Annotated in this window: 16 protein-coding genes; 6 read left to right on the top strand and 10 right to left on the bottom strand. The window is 61.9% G+C overall.

The window, feature by feature from the left end:
• Complete coding sequence (gene rep / locus KJY40_RS00005) at window positions 1–2,010, top strand: DNA helicase Rep (protein ID WP_007954499.1); 2,010 nt, start codon at window positions 1–3, stop codon at window positions 2,008–2,010.
• A gap of 58 nt (window positions 2,011–2,068) precedes the next feature.
• Window positions 2,069–2,641 carry a xanthine phosphoribosyltransferase gene (locus tag KJY40_RS00010; protein WP_003229440.1) on the top strand — a complete coding sequence of 191 codons (573 nt, stop codon included), beginning with the start codon at window positions 2,069–2,071 and terminating at the stop codon, window positions 2,639–2,641.
• A 141-nt stretch (window positions 2,642–2,782) separates the two neighbouring features.
• Here KJY40_RS00010 and KJY40_RS00015 read toward each other — a convergent pair whose 3' ends face one another.
• The 6 genes from KJY40_RS00015 to dadA form a co-directional block, all read right to left on the bottom strand.
• Window positions 2,783–4,702: an acetyl-CoA hydrolase/transferase C-terminal domain-containing protein gene (locus KJY40_RS00015; RefSeq protein WP_230734226.1), complete on the bottom strand. Its 1,920-nt coding sequence runs from the start codon at window positions 4,700–4,702 to the stop codon at window positions 2,783–2,785.
• Window positions 4,703–4,838: 136 nt separating this feature from the next.
• The gene (locus tag KJY40_RS00020) at window positions 4,839–5,255 is read right to left on the bottom strand and encodes a c-type cytochrome (RefSeq protein ID WP_102685864.1); all 417 of its coding nucleotides are present in this window, start codon (window positions 5,253–5,255) and stop codon (window positions 4,839–4,841) included.
• Window positions 5,256–5,436: 181 nt separating this feature from the next.
• Window positions 5,437–5,985 carry a cupin domain-containing protein gene (locus KJY40_RS00025; RefSeq protein ID WP_003229444.1) on the bottom strand — a complete coding sequence of 183 codons (549 nt, stop codon included), beginning with the start codon at window positions 5,983–5,985 and terminating at the stop codon, window positions 5,437–5,439.
• Window positions 5,986–6,073: 88 nt separating this feature from the next.
• On the bottom strand, window positions 6,074–7,147 hold the full coding sequence (gene alr / locus KJY40_RS00030) for an alanine racemase (protein ID WP_230737780.1): 1,074 nt from the start codon (window positions 7,145–7,147) through the stop codon (window positions 6,074–6,076).
• A gap of 94 nt (window positions 7,148–7,241) precedes the next feature.
• On the bottom strand, window positions 7,242–7,595 hold the full coding sequence (locus KJY40_RS00035) for a RidA family protein (protein ID WP_039765240.1): 354 nt from the start codon (window positions 7,593–7,595) through the stop codon (window positions 7,242–7,244).
• A complete protein-coding gene (gene dadA, locus KJY40_RS00040) occupies window positions 7,567–8,871 on the bottom strand; it encodes a D-amino acid dehydrogenase (RefSeq protein WP_007954487.1) in 1,305 nt (434 codons plus the stop codon). The genes KJY40_RS00035 and dadA overlap by 29 nt, the downstream gene beginning before the upstream one ends.
• Before the next feature lie 155 nt (window positions 8,872–9,026).
• Between dadA and KJY40_RS00045 the strand changes: the two genes are divergently transcribed.
• Window positions 9,027–9,515 carry an Lrp/AsnC ligand binding domain-containing protein gene (locus KJY40_RS00045; protein ID WP_230734228.1) on the top strand — a complete coding sequence of 163 codons (489 nt, stop codon included), beginning with the start codon at window positions 9,027–9,029 and terminating at the stop codon, window positions 9,513–9,515.
• A gap of 4 nt (window positions 9,516–9,519) precedes the next feature.
• Here the strand turns inward: KJY40_RS00045 and KJY40_RS00050 are convergent, their stop codons facing one another.
• Window positions 9,520–9,873, bottom strand: coding sequence for a YkgJ family cysteine cluster protein (locus tag KJY40_RS00050; RefSeq protein WP_230734230.1), 354 nt, complete (start codon window positions 9,871–9,873; stop codon window positions 9,520–9,522).
• Between the two features lie 145 nt (window positions 9,874–10,018).
• Between KJY40_RS00050 and KJY40_RS00055 the strand changes: the two genes are divergently transcribed.
• Window positions 10,019–11,329 (top strand): NAD(P)/FAD-dependent oxidoreductase, encoded by a 1,311-nt coding sequence (locus tag KJY40_RS00055; RefSeq protein WP_230734232.1) that lies wholly within the window; start codon window positions 10,019–10,021, stop codon window positions 11,327–11,329.
• Between the two features lie 134 nt (window positions 11,330–11,463).
• On the opposite strand, the gene KJY40_RS00060 is transcribed toward KJY40_RS00055, so the two are convergent.
• The gene (locus KJY40_RS00060) at window positions 11,464–11,709 is read right to left on the bottom strand and encodes a DUF1127 domain-containing protein (protein ID WP_230734234.1); all 246 of its coding nucleotides are present in this window, start codon (window positions 11,707–11,709) and stop codon (window positions 11,464–11,466) included.
• 179 nt (window positions 11,710–11,888) lie between these two features.
• Between KJY40_RS00060 and KJY40_RS00065 the strand changes: the two genes are divergently transcribed.
• Window positions 11,889–13,310, top strand: a complete 1,422-nt coding sequence (locus tag KJY40_RS00065) for an aminotransferase-like domain-containing protein (protein WP_230734236.1) — start codon at window positions 11,889–11,891, stop codon at window positions 13,308–13,310.
• A 60-nt stretch (window positions 13,311–13,370) separates the two neighbouring features.
• On the top strand, window positions 13,371–14,939 hold the full coding sequence (locus KJY40_RS00070; protein WP_230734238.1) for a phospholipase D family protein: 1,569 nt from the start codon (window positions 13,371–13,373) through the stop codon (window positions 14,937–14,939).
• A gap of 21 nt (window positions 14,940–14,960) precedes the next feature.
• On the opposite strand, the gene KJY40_RS00075 is transcribed toward KJY40_RS00070, so the two are convergent.
• The gene (locus KJY40_RS00075) at window positions 14,961–16,106 is read right to left on the bottom strand and encodes an MFS transporter (RefSeq protein ID WP_230734240.1); all 1,146 of its coding nucleotides are present in this window, start codon (window positions 16,104–16,106) and stop codon (window positions 14,961–14,963) included.
• 185 nt (window positions 16,107–16,291) lie between these two features.
• Window positions 16,292–17,785 carry an aldehyde dehydrogenase gene (locus KJY40_RS00080; protein ID WP_230734242.1) on the bottom strand — a complete coding sequence of 498 codons (1,494 nt, stop codon included), beginning with the start codon at window positions 17,783–17,785 and terminating at the stop codon, window positions 16,292–16,294.
• Between the last annotated feature and the right edge of the window lie 191 nt (window positions 17,786–17,976).

A 17,976-nucleotide genomic window follows, 5' to 3' on the forward strand; every position in this document is an offset into this window, starting at 1 on the left:
ATGTCCCGACTCAATCCCCGGCAGCAAGAAGCCGTGAACTACGTCGGCGGCCCTCTATTGGTGCTCGCCGGTGCTGGCTCCGGCAAGACCAGCGTGATCACGCGCAAGATTGCGCACCTGATCCAGAACTGCGGCATCCGTGCCCAGTACATCGTCGCCATGACCTTCACCAACAAGGCCGCGCGCGAGATGAAGGAACGGGTCGGCACCCTGCTGCGTGCCGGCGAAGGTCGCGGCCTGACGGTCTGCACCTTCCACAACCTGGGCCTGAACATCATCCGCAAGGAACATGAACGGCTGGGCTACAAACCCGGTTTCTCGATCTTCGACGAAACCGACGTCAAGTCGCTGATGACCGACATCATGCAGAAGGAATACGCAGGCGACGACGGCGTCGACGAGATCAAGAACATGATCGGCGCCTGGAAAAACGACCTGATCCTGCCGGCCCAGGCCCTGGAAAACGCCCGCAACCCCAAGGAACAGACCGCCGCCATCGTCTACACCCACTACCAGCGCACGCTCAAGGCGTTCAACGCGGTGGACTTCGACGACCTGATCCTGCTGCCGGTGAAGCTCTTCGAAGAGCACGCCGACATCCTCGAAAAGTGGCAGAACAAGGTGCGTTACCTGCTGGTCGACGAATACCAGGACACCAACGCCAGCCAGTACCTGCTGGTGAAAATGCTCATCGGCAAGCGCAACCAGTTCACCGTGGTGGGCGACGACGACCAGTCGATCTACGCCTGGCGCGGCGCGCGGCCGGAAAACCTGATGCTGCTCAAGGACGACTACCCGTCCCTGAAAGTGGTGATGCTGGAGCAGAACTACCGCTCCACCAGCCGCATCCTGCGCTGCGCCAACGTGCTGATCTCGAACAACCCCCACGAATTCGAAAAGCAGCTGTGGAGCGAGATGGGCCACGGCGACGAGATCCGCGTGATCCGCTGCCGCAACGAGGACGCCGAAGCCGAGCGCGTGGCCATGGAAATCCTCAGCCTGCACTTGCGCACCGACCGTCCGTACAGCGATTTCGCGATCCTCTATCGCGGTAACTACCAGGCCAAGCTGATCGAGCTGAAACTGCAGCACCATCAGGTGCCGTACCGTCTGAGCGGCGGCAACAGCTTCTTCGGGCGTCAGGAAGTGAAAGACCTGATGGCCTACTTCCGCCTGATCGTGAACCCGGACGACGACAACGCCTTCCTGCGGGTGATCAACGTGCCGCGCCGCGAGATCGGCTCGACGACCCTGGAAAAGCTCGGCAACTACGCCACCGAACGCAAGATCTCGATGTACGCCGCCACCGACGAACTCGGCCTGGGCGAGCATCTGGACAGCCGCTTCACCGATCGTCTGTCGCGCTTCAAGCGCTTCATGGACAAGGTGCGCGAGCAGTGCGCCGGCGAAGACCCGATCTCCGCCCTGCGCAGCATGGTCATGGACATCGACTACGAGAACTGGCTGCGCACCAACAGTTCCAGCGACAAGGCCGCGGACTACCGGATGAGCAACGTCTGGTTCCTGATCGAAGCCTTGAAGAACACCCTGGAAAAAGACGAAGACGGCGAAATGACCGTCGAGGACGCCATCGGCAAACTCGTCCTGCGTGACATGCTGGAACGTCAGCAGGAAGAAGAGGACGGCGCCGAAGGCGTGCAGATGATGACTCTGCATGCGTCCAAGGGCCTGGAATTCCCTTACGTGTTCATCATGGGCATGGAAGAGGAAATCCTCCCGCACCGCTCCAGCATCGAAGCCGACACCATCGAAGAAGAACGCCGCCTGGCGTACGTGGGCATCACCCGCGCGCGCCAGACCCTCGCATTCACCTTCGCCGCCAAGCGCAAACAGTACGGCGAGATCATCGACTGCGCGCCAAGTCGCTTCCTCGATGAACTGCCGCCGGACGACCTGGCCTGGGAAGGCAACGACGACACACCGACCGAAGTCAAAGCCGTGCGGGGCAACAGCGCATTGGCTGATATACGCGCGATGTTAAAGCGCTAGAATTGACCACTTTTTTTAAAACCTTAGGGCGCACAAGGCGCCAACAGAGGACAGCTTCATGGAAGCCCTGCACCAGAAAATCCGCGAACAAGGCATCGTGCTTTCCGACCAGGTCCTGAAGGTCGACGCCTTCCTGAACCACCAGATCGACCCGGCCCTGATGAAGCTGATCGGCGACGAATTCGCCACGCTGTTCAAGGATTCGGGCATCACCAAGATCGTCACCATCGAAGCCTCGGGCATCGCTCCGGCGATCATGACCGGTCTGAACCTCGGCGTACCGGTGATCTTCGCCCGCAAGCAACAGTCCCTGACCCTGACTGAAAACCTGCTGTCGGCGACCGTTTACTCGTTCACCAAAAAGACCGAAAGCACCGTGGCCATCTCCCCGCGTCACCTGACCAGCAGCGATCGCGTGCTGATCATCGACGACTTCCTGGCCAACGGTAAGGCGTCCCAGGCGCTGATCTCGATCATCAAGCAGGCCGGCGCCACCGTCGCGGGCCTGGGTATCGTGATCGAGAAGTCGTTCCAGGGCGGCCGTGCGGAGCTGGATTCGCAGGGTTACCGCGTCGAGTCGCTGGCTCGCGTGAAGTCGCTGAAGGATGGCGTGGTTACCTTCATCGAGTAATCGCTGACAGGCGCAAACACACTGCAATACCTGTGGGAGCTGGCTTGCCAGCGATGGGGCCATATCCTTCAACATCCAAGTTGACTGATACACCGCCATCGCGGGCAAGCCCGCTCCCACAGGTTTTTTGTCGTTTTTTTACTAAGCAGTGGCCTTCAGGCCCGTTAGCAACAACCGCTGAAACAGGTCTTCCTTCAGACCTTCCGGATCGGTGAGCTGCATGCGCGCCAGATGCTCCGGATACAGCGAAGCCTCAGGCGCATCCAGCGCTGCCTTGCCCAGTTCCAGAATCTCGGTCAGCTTGAATTTGCTCTTGAGCCAGTTCAGCGCCCGCAACAGATCCTTCTCGACCTCAGTGAAATCGCAGCCCAGCGGATACTCCGGAAACAGGTTCGGGTGCCGCGCGGCAATCGCCTGCAAGCGTTGCGGCGTGTTGTCGGTAAAGCGCGGATCGAGACGGAAATCCTTCGGCAGTTTGCCGACCTTCTGCGCCTGTTCGATCAGGCCCTGCTGGAAGCGCGAGTCGCTGATATTGAGCAGCGCCTCAATCACCACCGCATCCGACTTGCCGCGCAGGTCGGCGATGCCGTACTCGGTCACCACGATATCGCGCAGGTGCCGTGGAATCGTGCAGTGGCCGTATTCCCAGACAATGTTCGAACTGACATCCCCGCCGGACTCGCGCCAGCTGCGCAACAGCAGGATCGAGCGCGCATCGTGCAGCGCATGGCCCTGTGCAACGAAGTTGTATTGCCCGCCGACGCCGCTGAGCACCCGCCCGTCTTCCAGTTGATCCGCCACCCCGGCCCCCAGCAGTGTCATGGTGAACACGGTGTTGATGAACCGCGCATCCAGACGCTGCAGGCGCTTGAGCTCTTCCTGACCGTACAGCTCGTTGATGTAGCTGATGCGGGTCATGTTGAATTCGAGGCGTTTGCTCAGCGGTAACTCACGCAAGCGCTCATAGAAACTGCGCGGCCCGAGGAAGAAACCTCCGTGGATCGACAGGCCATCGGTTTGCGCCGCCTCGTCGAGGATCCCGGCGTTGGCCTGCTCCTGGGTCTGCAGATCCGGGTAGACCTTGCGCCGGATGATCCCCGCTTCGGCCAGCACCAGCAGGCCGTTGACGAACATTTCGCTGCAACCGTACAGGCCTTTGGCGAAGGGCTCGATGCCGCCCTCGCGTTCGATCAATTGCGCCCACTGGCTGAGGTTCACATCGGCCAGCAGGTCCTGGTATCCGGCGTTGTCGGCCTGACGTGCCAGCAACGCGGCGGTCAGCGCATCGCCCATCGAGCCGATGCCGATCTGCAAAGTGCCGCCATCGCGCACCAGCGTACTGGCGTGCAAACCGATGAAGTGATCCTGAAACCCGACGGGCATGTTCGGCGTGGAAAACAGCGTGCTGCTGTCCTTTTCGTCGATCAGCAGGTCGAAGGTGTCGATATCGACTTCGGCATCGCCCGGCATGTACGGCAACTCGGTGTGCACCTGGCCGACCAGCAGAATGGTCTCCCCCGCCGCCCGGCGTTTGGCGATCATCGGGAACAGGTCGAGGGTGATGTCCGGGTTGCAGCTCAGGCTCAGGCGATCCGGGTGTTCGCTGCTGCTGGCGAGCAACTGCGCCACCAGGTTCAGCCCGGCGGCGTTGATGTCGCGGGCGGCGTGGCTGTAGTTGCTGCTGACGTAATCCTGTTGGGCCGGCGCGCTATTGAGCAGACTGCCGGGCTGCATGAAGAATTGCTGAATGCGGATGTTGGACGGCAGGCTGTCGCGGTGCAGGTCGGCAAGAAATTCCAGTTCCGGGTAATCGCCGAACACCCGCTCGACGAAGGGTTCGATGAAGCGCTTCTGCAAACCATCGCCCAGGGCCGGACGGCCGAGGCACAGGGCGGTGTAGATCGTCAGCTGACGTTCGGGCAACCCGGCAACCCGCCGGTACAGCGCGTTGACGAAGGGATTGGGTTTGCCCAGCCCCAGCGGCAGGCCCATGTGGATGTGCGCCGGCAACCGCGCCAGCACGTCGTCCACTGCCTGTTCGATCGAACACAACTGCACCATCTGAAGCCTCCTGCCCGTTCCGTGAATAGAGGTACGACCGAGATTGCCGGTTGTTTGCTGCAAAGAACAGCCTCAGGCCTGAATCGCGGGCACAAAAAAACCGTCCGAAGACGGTTTTTTTCGTCACAAGCGCGGCTTATTTCAGGCCGGACATTTTCTGGATCGCGCCTTTCAGCTCTTCATCGGAGCAGTCGGCGCAGGTGCCTTTCGGCGGCATGGCGTTGATGCCGGTGATGGCCTTGGCCAGGATGCCGTCGAGGCCGCCCTGGTGATCGGCGCGCTCTTTCCAGGCTGCGGCGTCACCGATTTTCGGTGCGCCCAACAGGCCGGAGCCGTGGCAAGCGTTGCAATGTTTGGCAATCACTTCGTCCGGCGTCTTGGCGCCGCCACCGCCGCCCGCCGAAGCAGCGACTTCCATCCCCTTGCACTCTTGCCCTTGAACACACACCTGGCCGACCGGCTCGAGGCGTTTGGCAATGTCGTCATTCGTCGCAGCTTGAGCGCTGACAGCCCAGAGGGCCAGTACGGTTGCTGGTGCAGCCAGCATTTTCATAATTAGGTTCACGCGTTCACCCTCAATGGTGGCTATTCACGCCTGCGGCCACGGTTCGCAGGCGGGCGCAAGTATAGCGGTTAGCCCGCTTCACTGAAACAACCCCAAAGTCGAAGGGGTTATATCGCGCTGTGGAAAAACGTTTCGGGTGCCTTCGCCGTATGGCCTGGCGCCTCTTTGTTTAAAAATTTGCCGGCGTGGCTGCGCTGATTAGTCGCGCCGGTGCATCGAACGGATTACGGAAACGATGCGGCTTGGTACTTTCAAAGTAGTAGCTGTCGCCGGCTTCGAGGATAAAAGTTTCAAGACCCACCACCAGCTCCAGCCGCCCTTCCACCAGAATCCCGGTTTCCTCGCCTTCGTGGGTGAGCATTTCTTCGCCGGTGTCGGCGCCCGGCGGGTAGATTTCATTGAGGAACGCGATGGCTCGGCTCGGGTGCGCGCGGCCGACCAGTTTCATGGTCACGGCGCCGTCGGAAATGTCGATCAGCTCGTTGGCTTTGTAGACGATCTGGGTCGGTTTTTCCTGCAGGATCTCTTCGGAAAAGAACTCGACCATGGACATGGGAATCCCGCCCAGAACTTTCCTCAGCGAACTGATCGAAGGGCTGACGCTGTTCTTTTCGATCATCGAAATGGTGCTGTTGGTGACGCCCGCGCGCTTGGCGAGTTCACGCTGGGAAAGCCCTTTGAGCTTGCGGATCGATTGCAGTCGTTCACCGACGTCCAAGGCTGGAGCCTCCTGATGCTGTAGAAATATTGAGCGTTATCATGGCGACAGCGTTCAGTATTTACAACACTTGGGCCCCGCTTGCGCTTCAACCCTCGGAATAGAGCCTTGGCACCCGGCGCAGGTTGCAGAAGATCTGGTACGGAATGGTGTCCGCCCACTTCGCCACATCGCTGGCGAGGATGTTCTTGCCCCACAACTCGACGGTCGAACCGAGGCCGGCTTGCGGCACGTCGGTCAGGTCGATGCACAGCATGTCCATCGACACCCGCCCAAGAATGCGGCTGCGCTGACCGGCCACCAGCACAGGGGTGCCGGTCGGTGCCTGACGCGGATAACCGTCGGCGTAACCCATGGCGACTACGCCGATGCGCATCGATTTGTCGGTGATGAATTTCGCGCCGTAGCCCACCGGCTCGCCGGCCGGCAGTTCACGCACGCTGATGACTTTCGACTCCAGGGTCATCACCGGTTGCAGGCGCTCGGCCACGACGTTGGCTTCTTCGAACGGGGTAGCGCCGTAGAGCATGATGCCCGGGCGCACCCAGTCGCTGTGAATCTGCGGCCAGCCCAGCACCGCCGGCGAGTTGCGCAGGCTGACTTCGGCTGCCAGGCCCTGACGCGCGGCTTCGAACACCGCGACTTGCTCGGCGCTGCTCTGCTCGTGCAGTTCATCGGCCCGGGCGAAGTGGCTCATCAGCACGACTTTCGCTACTTTGCCGCTGGCCAGCAGACGCTGGTAAGCCGCCGGGTAATCCTTCGGATGCAGGCCCACACGGTGCATGCCCGAATCGAGCTTCAGCCACACGGTGATCGGTTTGCTCAACGCCGCCTGCTCGATCGCTTCGAGCTGCCACAGCGAATGCACCACGCACCAGAAATCGTGCTCGACGATCAGCGCCAGCTCGTCGGCCTCGAAAAAGCCCTCGAGCAACAGCACCGGCGCGCGAATCCCGGCAGCACGCAGCTCCAGCGCTTCTTCGATACACGCCACCGCGAAGCCGTCCGCTTCAGCCTCCAGCGCCTGGGCGCAACGCACCGCGCCATGGCCGTAGGCATCGGCCTTGATCACCGCGAGTGCCTTGGCACCGGTGACTTCACGGGCGATACGGTAGTTGTGACGCAGGGCTTGAAGGTCGATCAGGGCACGGGCAGGACGCATGGCAGCAGACTTCTTGGCGGTCATGGGAATAAAAACCGGCGCTGGCTGACGGCGTGAACCGCCAACAGCACCGGGAGAGGGATCTTGCAACGGGTTACGGCAACGCGGCGACGATGGAGATCTCGACCAGGATGCTCGGCTTGGCCATCTTCGCTTCGACCGTGGCACGGGCCGGGGCGGCGCCCTTGGGCAGCCACTGATCCCACACCGAATTCATGCCGGCAAAGTGCGCCTCGATGTCGTTCAGGTAGATCGTCGCCGACAGCAGATGCTGTTTGTCGGTGCCAGCCAGATCGAGCAGACGCTCGATGTTGGCGAGTACGTCGCGGGTCTGCTGTTCGACACCGGCGTTGAAGTCATCGCCGACCTGCCCGGACAGATACACCGTACCGTTGTGGCTGACGATCTGACTCATGCGCTCATTGGTGAGCTGGCGCTGGATTGCCATGCTTTGCGGACTCCTGGGTGGTGTTGCCATAACGGGAAATATCGAGGCCTTCGGCGCTGATCTGCGGCTTTTTCTTCGCCATCAGGTCGGCCAGCAAGCGACCGGAGCCGCACGCCATGGTCCAGCCGAGGGTACCGTGACCGGTGTTCAGGAACAGGTTCTTGAACGGGGTCGCGCCGACGATCGGCGTGCCATCCGGGGTGGTTGGACGCAGGCCGGTCCAGAAGCTCGCTTCGGCCAGATTGCCGCCCTGAGGATAAAGGTCGTTGACGATCATCTCCAGGGTTTCGCGCCGACGCGGGTTCAGCGACAGGTCAAAACCGGCGATCTCCGCCATGCCGCCGACGCGGATGCGATTGTCGAAACGGGTGATCGCGACCTTGTAGGTCTCGTCGAGAATGGTCGACGTCGGTGCCATCGCCGGGTTGGTGATCGGCACGGTCAGCGAGTAGCCCTTCAACGGATACACCGGGGCCTTGATGCCCAGCGGCTTGAGCAGTTGCGGCGAGTAGCTGCCAAGGGCCAGCACGTAGCGGTCGGCGGTTTCCAGCTTGCCGTCGATCCACACGCCGTTGATGCGGTCACCGGCGAAGTCGAGGCGCTGGATGTCCTGACCGAAGCGGAATTCCACACCCAGTTTGGTGGCCATTTCGGCGAGGCGAGTGGTGAAGATCTGGCAGTCGCCGGTCTGGTCGTTTGGCAGGCGCAGGGCACCGGCGAGGATGTCGGTGACACCCGCCAGCGCCGGTTCGACGCGGGCAATGCCGGCGCGGTCGAGGACTTCGAACGGCACACCGGACTCTTTCAATACGGCGATGTCCTTGGCGGCGTTATCCAGTTGCGCCTGGGTGCGGAACAACTGGGTCGTACCGAGGCTGCGGCCTTCGTAGGCGATGCCGGTTTCGGCGCGCAATTCGTCGAGGCAGTCGCGGCTGTACTCGGACAGACGCACCATGCGCTCCTTGTTCACCGCGTAACGGTTGGCGGTGCAGTTGCGCAGCATCTGCGCCATCCACAGGTACTGATCGATGTCGGCGGTGGCCTTGATCGCCAGAGGCGCGTGGCGTTGCAGCAGCCACTTGATGGCCTTGAGCGGAACGCCCGGCGCGGCCCACGGCGAGGCATAGCCCGGCGAGACCTGGCCTGCGTTGGCGAAACTGGTCTCCATGGCCGCGGCGGGCTGCCGGTCGACCACCACCACTTCAAACCCGGCCCGGGCCAGATAGTAAGCACTGGCGGTACCGATGACGCCGCTACCCAAGACCATAACGCGCATTTTTGTATCCCTCATCGCGGCGTGCCGCGTACGTCTGTTGTTAGAGCAATGATGCGCGCAGTGTAAAAAAGATTTGCCAGTGCTTTTCACTGTATAAGCGCCTATATTTGGCGACAATTCTCGGCAAAAACCCTTTTCACGGAGGCGCATCCCCTATGCGTACCAACACTCAGACCAAACGTGAGCTGGACAAGATCGACCGCAACATCTTGCGGATCCTGCAGGCGGACGGGCGGATTTCATTCACCGAGCTGGGCGAGAAGGTCGGGCTCTCCACCACGCCGTGTACCGAGCGGGTGCGGCGCCTGGAGCGCGAGGGGATCATCATGGGCTACAGCGCCCGCCTGAATCCGCAGCACTTGAAGGGTAGTCTGCTGGTGTTCGTCGAGATCAGCCTCGACTACAAATCCGGCGATACTTTCGAAGAGTTCCGACGTGCGGTGCTGAAATTGCCCCACGTGCTGGAATGCCACCTGGTGTCAGGGGATTTCGACTACCTGGTGAAGGCGCGGATTTCCGAGATGGCCTCGTACCGCAAGCTGCTGGGCGACATCCTGCTCAAGCTGCCGCACGTGCGCGAATCCAAGAGCTACATCGTGATGGAAGAAGTGAAAGAGAGCCTGAGCCTGCCGATTCCGGACTGAGTGCTCAGACCAGCACCTGCCGGTTTTCGGCCATGTACTCGAACACCTGCTTCTCGACCCGTGGGTGAATCAGTTCCACCGGTCGCCGGCCGTTGGGGCACGGCAAGGTCTGGGTGGTGCCGAACAACCGGCAGATCAGCGGCCGTTCGTCATACACCGTGCAGCCGTTCGGCCCCAGGTGCACACAGTTGAGTTCTTCCATGGCCGCGTCCTGCTCGGCGCGGGTCTTGCGCGGCAGGCGGGACATTTCCTCGGGCGAGGTGGTCACCGGTCCGCAGCAGTCATGGCAGCCCGGCACGCATTCGAACGAGGGAATCTGCTGACGCAGGGTGCGGATTTTCTGACTGTTGCAGCTCATTGCAGCGATAACCGGAGCGAAATAGGTGGCAATTGTGCCGCAAAAGCCGTGATCCAGACACCACGGGCCGACCAATGTTGCCCGGCCTCGGGCCTGCGGCTTATGCTCCGTCAAATTTTCTCGACACCCGCTCAGGATGACGCCCATGAATGCCCGCGCCCAAGCCACCGCGAGCCAGCCCCACGTTGCCTCTTATTACGCCGCCAGCAGCCTGCCGCACCCCGACCATCCGGTGCTGCAAGGTGAGTTGATTGCCGACGTGTGCGTGGTCGGTGGCGGTTTCTCCGGGCTGAATACCGCGCTGGAACTGGCGGAGCGCGGCTTGAGCGTGGTGTTGCTGGAAGCGCACCGGATCGGCTGGGGCGCCAGCGGTCGCAACGGCGGGCAACTGATTCGCGGCGTCGGCCATGGCCTCGACCAGTTCGCCAACGTGATCGGCACCGACGGCGTGCGTCAGATGAAACTCATGGGCCTTGAAGCGGTGGAAATCGTCCGCCAGCGCGTCGAGCGTTTTCAGATCCCCTGCGACCTGACCTGGGGTTACTGCGACCTCGCCAACAAACCCTCCGATCTGGAAGGCTTCGCCGAAGACGCCGAAGAGCTGCGCAGCCTCGGTTACCGCTACGAAACCCGTCTGCTGCAAGCGAACGAGATGCACACCGTGGTCGGTTCCAAACGCTACGTCGGCGGTTTGATCGACATGGGCTCCGGGCACCTGCACCCGCTGAACCTGGCACTCGGCGAAGCCGCAGCAGCGCAGCAACTCGGGGTGAAGCTGTTCGAGCAATCGGCGGTCACCCGTATCGACTACGGCCCCGAAGTCCGGGTACATACAGCGCAAGGTTCGGTGCGGGCGAAAACCCTGGTGCTGGGCTGCAATGCCTATCTCAACAATCTGAATCCACAACTCAGCGGCAAGGTGCTGCCGGCCGGCAGCTACATCATCGCCACCGAACCGCTGAGCGAAGAGCAGGCCCACGCCCTGCTGCCGCAGAACATGGCGGTCTGCGATCAGCGGGTGGCGCTGGATTACTACCGGCTCTCGGCGGACCGCCGCCTGCTGTTCGGCGGCGCCTGCCATTATTCGGGGCGTGATCCAAAGGACATTGGCGCGTACATGCGGCCGAAGATGCTCGAAGTGTTTCCGCAGCTCGCTTCAGCGAAGATCGATTATCAGTGGGGCGGGATGATCGGCATCGGTGCCAACCGTCTGCCGCAGATTGGCCGGCTCGCCGACCAGCCGAACGTGTATTACGCCCAGGCCTATTCCGGTCACGGCGTGAATGCCACGCACCTGGCGGGCAAGCTGCTGGCCGAGGCCATCAGCGGCCAGCACAGTGGCGGCTTCGATCTGTTCGCCAAAGTGCCACACATCACCTTCCCCGGCGGCAAGCATCTGCGTTCGCCGCTGCTGGCGTTGGGGATGTTGTGGCATCGGCTTAAAGAGTTGGTCTGATGTTTTTGTCGAGGCCCTGAATACGCGTTCGCGAGCAAGCCCGCTCCCACAGGTGACCGCGCTCCACCTGGGGAACACGGTCGAATGTGGGAGCGGGCTTGCTCGCGAAGGGGCCGAAACAGGCACCGAAGATTTCAGATCCGCCAGAACGGCTTCAACCCCTCCTCCAGCGCCTGCTCCCGGGTCAGCCCGATGTCCTTGAGCTGTTCCGGCGTCAGGCGCAACAACGCCTTGCGCGTGTGCAGACGATGCCAGAACAGACCCCAGCGACTCAGGCCGGACGGTGCGTTGCACATGCTCTCGTTGCGCGCGTTGTCCTGTTGCCCTGCCTCCAGTTCCTGACTGTGTAACGTCAGCCGCACATCGCTCAAGCCGTTCATTTTCATTGCTCCTGTTTACTTGGGTAGCCAGAGATTCCATGATGCGCGGGCGAGCAAAAGCATTACAGATTCAACACATCTGTATTATTTCCATACAGATTTGCTGTCTCTGAGACTGAATTGTCGATTTACGCCGCATCTGTACTGGTTTAACGAATCATCTGCATCGAGGCAGTGCCATGACGCTCTATGTGAATCTCGCCGAATTGCTCGGCACCCGCATCGAACAAGGCTTCTACCGTCCTGGTGATCGCCTCCCGTCGGTGCGCGCCTTGAGCGTAGAACACGGGGTCAGCCTGAGCACGGTGCAGCAGGCCTATCGGATGCTGGAAGACAGCGGCCTGGCCACGCCGAAACCCAAGTCCGGGTACTTCGTGCCAGTGGGTCGGGAGTTGCCGGAACTGCCGGCAGTCGGGCGCCCGGCGCAACGGCCGGTGGAGATTTCCCAGTGGGATCAGGTGCTGGAGCTGATTCGCGCCGTGCCGCGCAAGGACGTGGTGCAGCTCGGTCGCGGCATGCCGGACATCTCGTCACCGACGATGAAACCGCTGCTGCGCGGGCTGGCCCGTATCAGCCGCCGTCAGGACATGCCCGGTCTGTATTACGACAACATCCACGGCACCCTCGAACTGCGCGAACAGATCGCCCGGCTGATGCTCGATTCCGGCTGCCAGTTGAGTGCCAGCGATCTGGTGGTCACCACCGGTTGCCACGAAGCGCTGTCCACCAGCATCCACGCGATCTGCGAACCCGGCGACATCGTTGCGGTGGACTCGCCGAGTTTCCACGGCGCCATGCAAACCCTCAAAGGGCTGGGCATGAAAGCCCTGGAAATCCCCACCGACCCGCTCACCGGTATCAGCCTCGAAGCCCTGGAGCTGGCGCTGGAGCAATGGCCGATCAAGGTCATCCAGCTCACGCCCAACTGCAACAACCCGCTCGGCTACATCATGCCGGAGTCACGCAAGCGCGCCCTGCTCAACCTGGCCCAGCGCTTCGACGTGGCGATCATCGAGGACGATGTGTATGGCGAACTGGCCTACACCTACCCGCGTCCGCGCACGATCAAATCCTTCGACGAAGACGGCCGTGTCCTACTGTGCAGTTCATTTTCCAAGACCCTCGCGCCGGGATTGCGCATCGGCTGGGTCGCGCCGGGTCGCTATCTTGAGCGGGTGCTGCACATGAAATACATCAGCACCGGTTCCACCGCACCCCAGCCGCAGATCGCCATTGCCGAATTTCTCAAGGCCGGACACTTCGAACCGCATTTGCGGCGGATGCGCACGCAGTACCAGCGCAATCGCGACGTGATGATCGATTGGGTGACGCGTTACTTCCCGGCCGGCACCCGCGCCAGCCGCCCGCAAGGCAGCTTCATGCTCTGGGTCGAACTGCCGGAAGGCTTCGATACGCTGAAACTGAATCGTGCGCTGCACGATCAGGGCGTACAGATTGCTGTCGGCAGCATCTTTTCCGCCTCGGGCAAGTACCGTAATTGCCTGCGCATGAACTACGCTGCCAAACCGACAGCGCTGATCGAAGAGGCGGTACGCAAGGTCGGTGCGACCGCGATCAAGCTGTTGGCCGAAGCCGACTGACTTTTCCCGAGCCAAAAGCGTCCATATGCCCAAATCTGCCGCCAACCGGAACGATCCCACGTGAGCTTCAGACAGCCCTTACTCGCTCTGCTGCTATTCGCCTCGTTCCTGGGCGGTTGCGCGTCTATCGACATACCGCGCGAACCGAGCCAGGCGCTGCCGGCATCCGCCTCCGCGTTCGGCCGCTCGATCCAGGCCCAGGCAGCGCCGTACAAGGGCCAGTCCGGCTTTCGCCTGCTGTCCAACAGCACCGAAGCCTTCACCGCCCGCGCCGAGCTGATCCGCAACGCGCAACGTAGCCTCGACTTGCAGTACTACATCGTCCATGACGGCATCAGTACGCGAATGCTGGTGGAGGAAGTATTGAAGGCCGCCGATCGTGGCGTGCGGGTGCGGATCCTGCTGGACGACACCACCAGCGACGGCCTCGACCTGATCATCGCAACCCTGGCGGCACATCCGCAGATCCAGATCCGCCTGTTCAATCCGCTGCACCTGGGGCGCAGCACCGGCGTGACCCGGGCGGCCGGACGGTTGTTCAACCTGTCGCTGCAACACCGGCGGATGCACAACAAGTTGTGGCTGGCGGACAACAGCGCGGCCATCGTCGGCGGGCGCAATCTGGGCGATGAATACTTCGATGCCGAGCCCAACCTGAACTTCACCGATATCGACATGCTGAGTGTCGGGCCGGTCGCCGAGCAGCTCGGACACAGTTTCGACCAGTACTGGAACAGTGCCCTGAGCAAGCCGATCGACGAATTCCTCTCCAGCAAACCCACGTCCAAAGACCTGCAGAACACCCGTACGCGCCTGGAAGAATCACTGGAGGAGACCCGCAAACAGAATCACGCGCTGTATCAGCAACTGATGACCTACCGCACCGATCCGCGCATGGACATCTGGCGCAAGGAGCTGATCTGGGCCTGGAACCAGGCGCTGTGGGACGCGCCGAGCAAGGTGCTGGCCAAGGGCGAACCCGATCCGCAACTGCTGCTGACGACCCAACTGGCGCCGGAGCTGACCGGCGTCAGCAAAGAGCTGGTGATGATTTCTGCCTACTTCGTACCGGGTCAGCCGGGGCTGGTCTATCTGACCGGCCGCGCCGATGCCGGCGTGTCGGTGAGCCTGCTGACCAACTCGCTGGAAGCCACCGACGTGCCGGCGGTGCACGGTGGTTATGCGCCGTATCGCAAGGCGCTGCTGGAACATGGCGTGAAGCTCTACGAGCTGCGGCGCCAGCCTGGGGATAACTACGGCAGCGGCCCGCACCTGTTTTACAGCAAGTCCTATCGTGGCTCGGATTCGAGCCTGCACAGCAAGGCGATGATCTTCGACGGTAAAAAATCGTTCGTCGGCTCGTTCAATTTCGACCCGCGCTCGGTGCTGTGGAACACCGAAGTCGGGGTGCTGGTGGACAGTCCCGAGCTGGCTGCCCACGTGCGCGAACTGGCCTTGCAAGGCATGGCACCGGCGCTGAGTTACGAAGCGAAACTGCAGGACGGAAAAGTGGTGTGGGTCACCGAGGACAACGGCCAGATGCACACGCTGACCAAGGAACCGGGCAGTTGGTGGCGGCGCTTCAATGCGTGGTTCAGCACCACCGTGGGACTGGAGCGGATGCTGTAGCAACCCGCTCCAGCCGGTATATCAAGCGGGCTCCGGCACCTTGCCGAAGGCCCCTTGCCGCGACAGCAGAATCACCAGCCCGAATGCCCCGGCTGCCATCAGCCACGGCAACGCATGCCCGCTGATCCACTGGCTGCCCGCCCCCGCCATCAACGGCCCGATCAGACAACCGACGCCCCACAGCTGCGCGACATGCGCGTTGGCCCGCACCAGCGCATCGTCGCGGTAGCGCTCGCCGATCAGGATCAGCGACAGGGTGAACAGGCCACCGGCACTGGCGCCGAACAATACCCACAGCGGCCAGATCAGCAAGGTGTCGAGCAGCATCGGGATTGCCAGACTCGACAGCATCAACGCCACGGCGCAGCCGGCGAACAAAGTCCGGCGCGACAGATAATCGGCCAACGCACCGATGGGCAATTGCAGCAGCGCATCGCCCACCACCACGGTGCTGACCATCGCCAGCGCAATCTCTGCGGTGAAACCCTGTTGCAGGCAATACACCGGCAACAGCGTCAGGATCATCGCTTCGAACGCGGCGAACAGCGACACCGCCCAGGCGATTGCCGGCAGTTCACGAGCGAACCCCCACAGATCGCCGAAGGTCACGCTGCTGGCCTCGCTACTTGGCGCGCCGCTGCGACCCAACAGCAGAAACGGCGAAGCGATCAGCAGACCGACACCCACCCAGAAACCGTAATCGTGATCGGTGCCAAGTGCGCCCAACAGCAATGGACCAGACAGCTGGCTCAGCGCGTAACTGCTGCCATACAGCGCAACCAATCGCCCGCGCCAATGCTCGACCACCAGTTGATTGATCCAGCTCTCGCCGAGGATGAACACGATGGTCAGGATCACCCCGATCATCAGCCGCAGCACCAGCCAGATCGGGTAGCTCGGCAGCAGCGCCAGCAGGCCGATGGACAGTGCCCCGGCCCACAGGCACAGGCGCATCAGGTTCGCGGTGCCGAAACGCGCCGCCAGATGACTGGAAATCTTCGCCCCCAGCAACACGCCAATGGCCGGCATCGCCGCCATCACGCCAATGGCGAACGAACCATAACCCCAGCCCTCCAGGCGCAACGACACCAGCGGCATGCTGACACCGAGGGCCAGACCAACACTCAAGACAGACGCCAACACGGCGAAATACGTCGCCCAACGCATGGTCCACGCTCCTGTGGATAATTTTTATGTGCACCACAAAACCAATGTGGGAGCGGGCTTGCTCGCGAATGCAGTCTGACAGTCGATATTGATGATGACTGACACACCGCCTTCGCGAGCAAGCCCGCTCCCACAGGGATCTTTGTACCGTTCGGGAGCCCGCGTCGGCAGGCTCCCTTAACGGCTTACAGCTTGATCCAGGTCGCCTTCAGCTCGGTGTATTTGTCGAACGCATGCAGCGACTTGTCACGGCCGTTGCCCGACTGCTTGAAGCCGCCGAACGGTGCGGTCATGTCGCCGCCGTCGTACTGGTTGACCCACACGCTGCCGGCACGCAGCGCCTTGGCGGTCAGGTGTGCCTTGGAAATATCCTGAGTCCAGACCGCTGCCGCCAGGCCGTAAGGCGTGTCGTTGGCGATGTTGATCGCTTCCTCGGCGGTATCGAACGCAATGACCGACAGCACTGGGCCGAAGATCTCTTCCTGGGCAATTTTCATCGCGTTGCTCACGCCGTCGAAAATCGTCGGCTCGACGTAAGTGCCACCGGTTTCCTGAAGAATGCGCTTGCCGCCGGCTACCAGTTTGGCGCCGTCGGTGTGGCCCGATTCGATGTAGGACAGCACGGTGTTCATCTGCTGGGTGTCGACCAGCGCGCCAACGTTGGTGGCCGGGTCCAACGGGTTGCCCGGTTTCCAGGTTTTCAGCGCTTCAATCACCATCGGCAGGAATTTGTCCTTGATCGAACGCTCGACCAGCAGACGTGAACCGGCGGTGCAGACTTCGCCCTGGTTGAAGGCGATGGCGCTGGCGGCGGATTCGGCGGCGGCTTGCAGGTCCGGTGCATCGGCAAACACGATGTTCGGGCTCTTGCCGCCGGCTTCCAGCCAGACGCGCTTCATGTTCGATTCGCCGGAATAGATCATCAGTTGCTTGGCGATCTTGGTCGAACCGGTGAACACCAGGGTGTCGACATCATTGTGCAGAGCGAGCGCCTTGCCGACGGTGTGGCCGTAACCCGGCAACACGTTCAGTACGCCTTTCGGAATGCCGGCCTCGACCGCCAGTTCGGCGATGCGGATGGCAGTCAGCGGGGATTTTTCCGACGGTTTGAGGATCACCGAGTTACCGGTCGACAGGGCCGGGCCGAGTTTCCAGCAGGCCATCATCAGAGGGAAGTTCCACGGCACGATGGCGCCAACCACGCCCACTGGTTCGCGGGTTACCAGACCCAGTTGGTCGTGCGGGGTGGCAGCGACTTCGTCGTAGATCTTGTCGATCGCCTCACCGCTCCAGCTCAGGGCTTGCGCAGCGCCCGGCACGTCGATGTACAGCGAATCGCTGATCGGCTTGCCCATGTCGAGGGTTTCGAGCAGGGCCAGTTCTTCGGCGTGCTGCTTGAGCAGGCCGGCGAAACGGATCATGGTGGCTTTGCGTTTGGTCGGCGCTAGGCGCGACCAGACGCCGGAATTGAACGTGGCGCGGGCGTTTTCCACGGCGCGCTGGGCGTCGGCGGCGTCACAGCTGGCAATCTTGCCCAGCAGACGGCCGTCGACCGGGCTGATGCACTCGAAGGTCTCGCCGGAGACGGCATCGGTGTACTCGCCATTAAGGTAGGCGCGGCCTTCGATCTTCAGGCCGCGGGCGCGTTGTTCCCAGTCGGCACGAGTCAGGGTGGTCATTCGAGTGTCCTCCTCTTGTTCAATACGAGCGCCGCGATCGTCGCGGTCGTCCTCAGGAATACTGCCCGGCCAGCCTGCTTTTCGGCCCAAGGCATCCGCCACCCTAAACCAGCGGCCGGGGTTGTTTCAATATATTTGACATAAGCTCGCCATACGGCCTTGCGGCGTTCAATTTAATCAACATAGACTTT

The organism is Pseudomonas fitomaticsae, assembly GCF_021018765.1.
Lineage (GTDB): Bacteria > Pseudomonadota > Gammaproteobacteria > Pseudomonadales > Pseudomonadaceae > Aquipseudomonas > Aquipseudomonas fitomaticsae.

Coding starts and splice junctions, on each gene's coding strand:
- KJY40_RS00055 (WP_230734232.1), top strand. CDS start 10,019: ATGAATGCCCGCGCCCAAGCCACCGCGAGCCAGCCCCACGTTGCCTCT.
- alr (WP_230737780.1), bottom strand. CDS start 7,147: ATGCGTCCTGCCCGTGCCCTGATCGACCTTCAAGCCCTGCGTCACAAC.
- KJY40_RS00075 (WP_230734240.1), bottom strand. CDS start 16,106: ATGCGTTGGGCGACGTATTTCGCCGTGTTGGCGTCTGTCTTGAGTGTT.
- KJY40_RS00050 (WP_230734230.1), bottom strand. CDS start 9,873: ATGAGCTGCAACAGTCAGAAAATCCGCACCCTGCGTCAGCAGATTCCC.
- KJY40_RS00060 (WP_230734234.1), bottom strand. CDS start 11,709: ATGAACGGCTTGAGCGATGTGCGGCTGACGTTACACAGTCAGGAACTG.
- KJY40_RS00045 (WP_230734228.1), top strand. CDS start 9,027: ATGCGTACCAACACTCAGACCAAACGTGAGCTGGACAAGATCGACCGC.
- dadA (WP_007954487.1), bottom strand. CDS start 8,871: ATGCGCGTTATGGTCTTGGGTAGCGGCGTCATCGGTACCGCCAGTGCT.
- KJY40_RS00020 (WP_102685864.1), bottom strand. CDS start 5,255: ATGAAAATGCTGGCTGCACCAGCAACCGTACTGGCCCTCTGGGCTGTC.
- KJY40_RS00035 (WP_039765240.1), bottom strand. CDS start 7,595: ATGGCAATCCAGCGCCAGCTCACCAATGAGCGCATGAGTCAGATCGTC.
- rep (WP_007954499.1), top strand. CDS start 1: ATGTCCCGACTCAATCCCCGGCAGCAAGAAGCCGTGAACTACGTCGGC.
- KJY40_RS00080 (WP_230734242.1), bottom strand. CDS start 17,785: ATGACCACCCTGACTCGTGCCGACTGGGAACAACGCGCCCGCGGCCTG.
- KJY40_RS00010 (WP_003229440.1), top strand. CDS start 2,069: ATGGAAGCCCTGCACCAGAAAATCCGCGAACAAGGCATCGTGCTTTCC.
- KJY40_RS00015 (WP_230734226.1), bottom strand. CDS start 4,702: ATGGTGCAGTTGTGTTCGATCGAACAGGCAGTGGACGACGTGCTGGCG.
- KJY40_RS00065 (WP_230734236.1), top strand. CDS start 11,889: ATGACGCTCTATGTGAATCTCGCCGAATTGCTCGGCACCCGCATCGAA.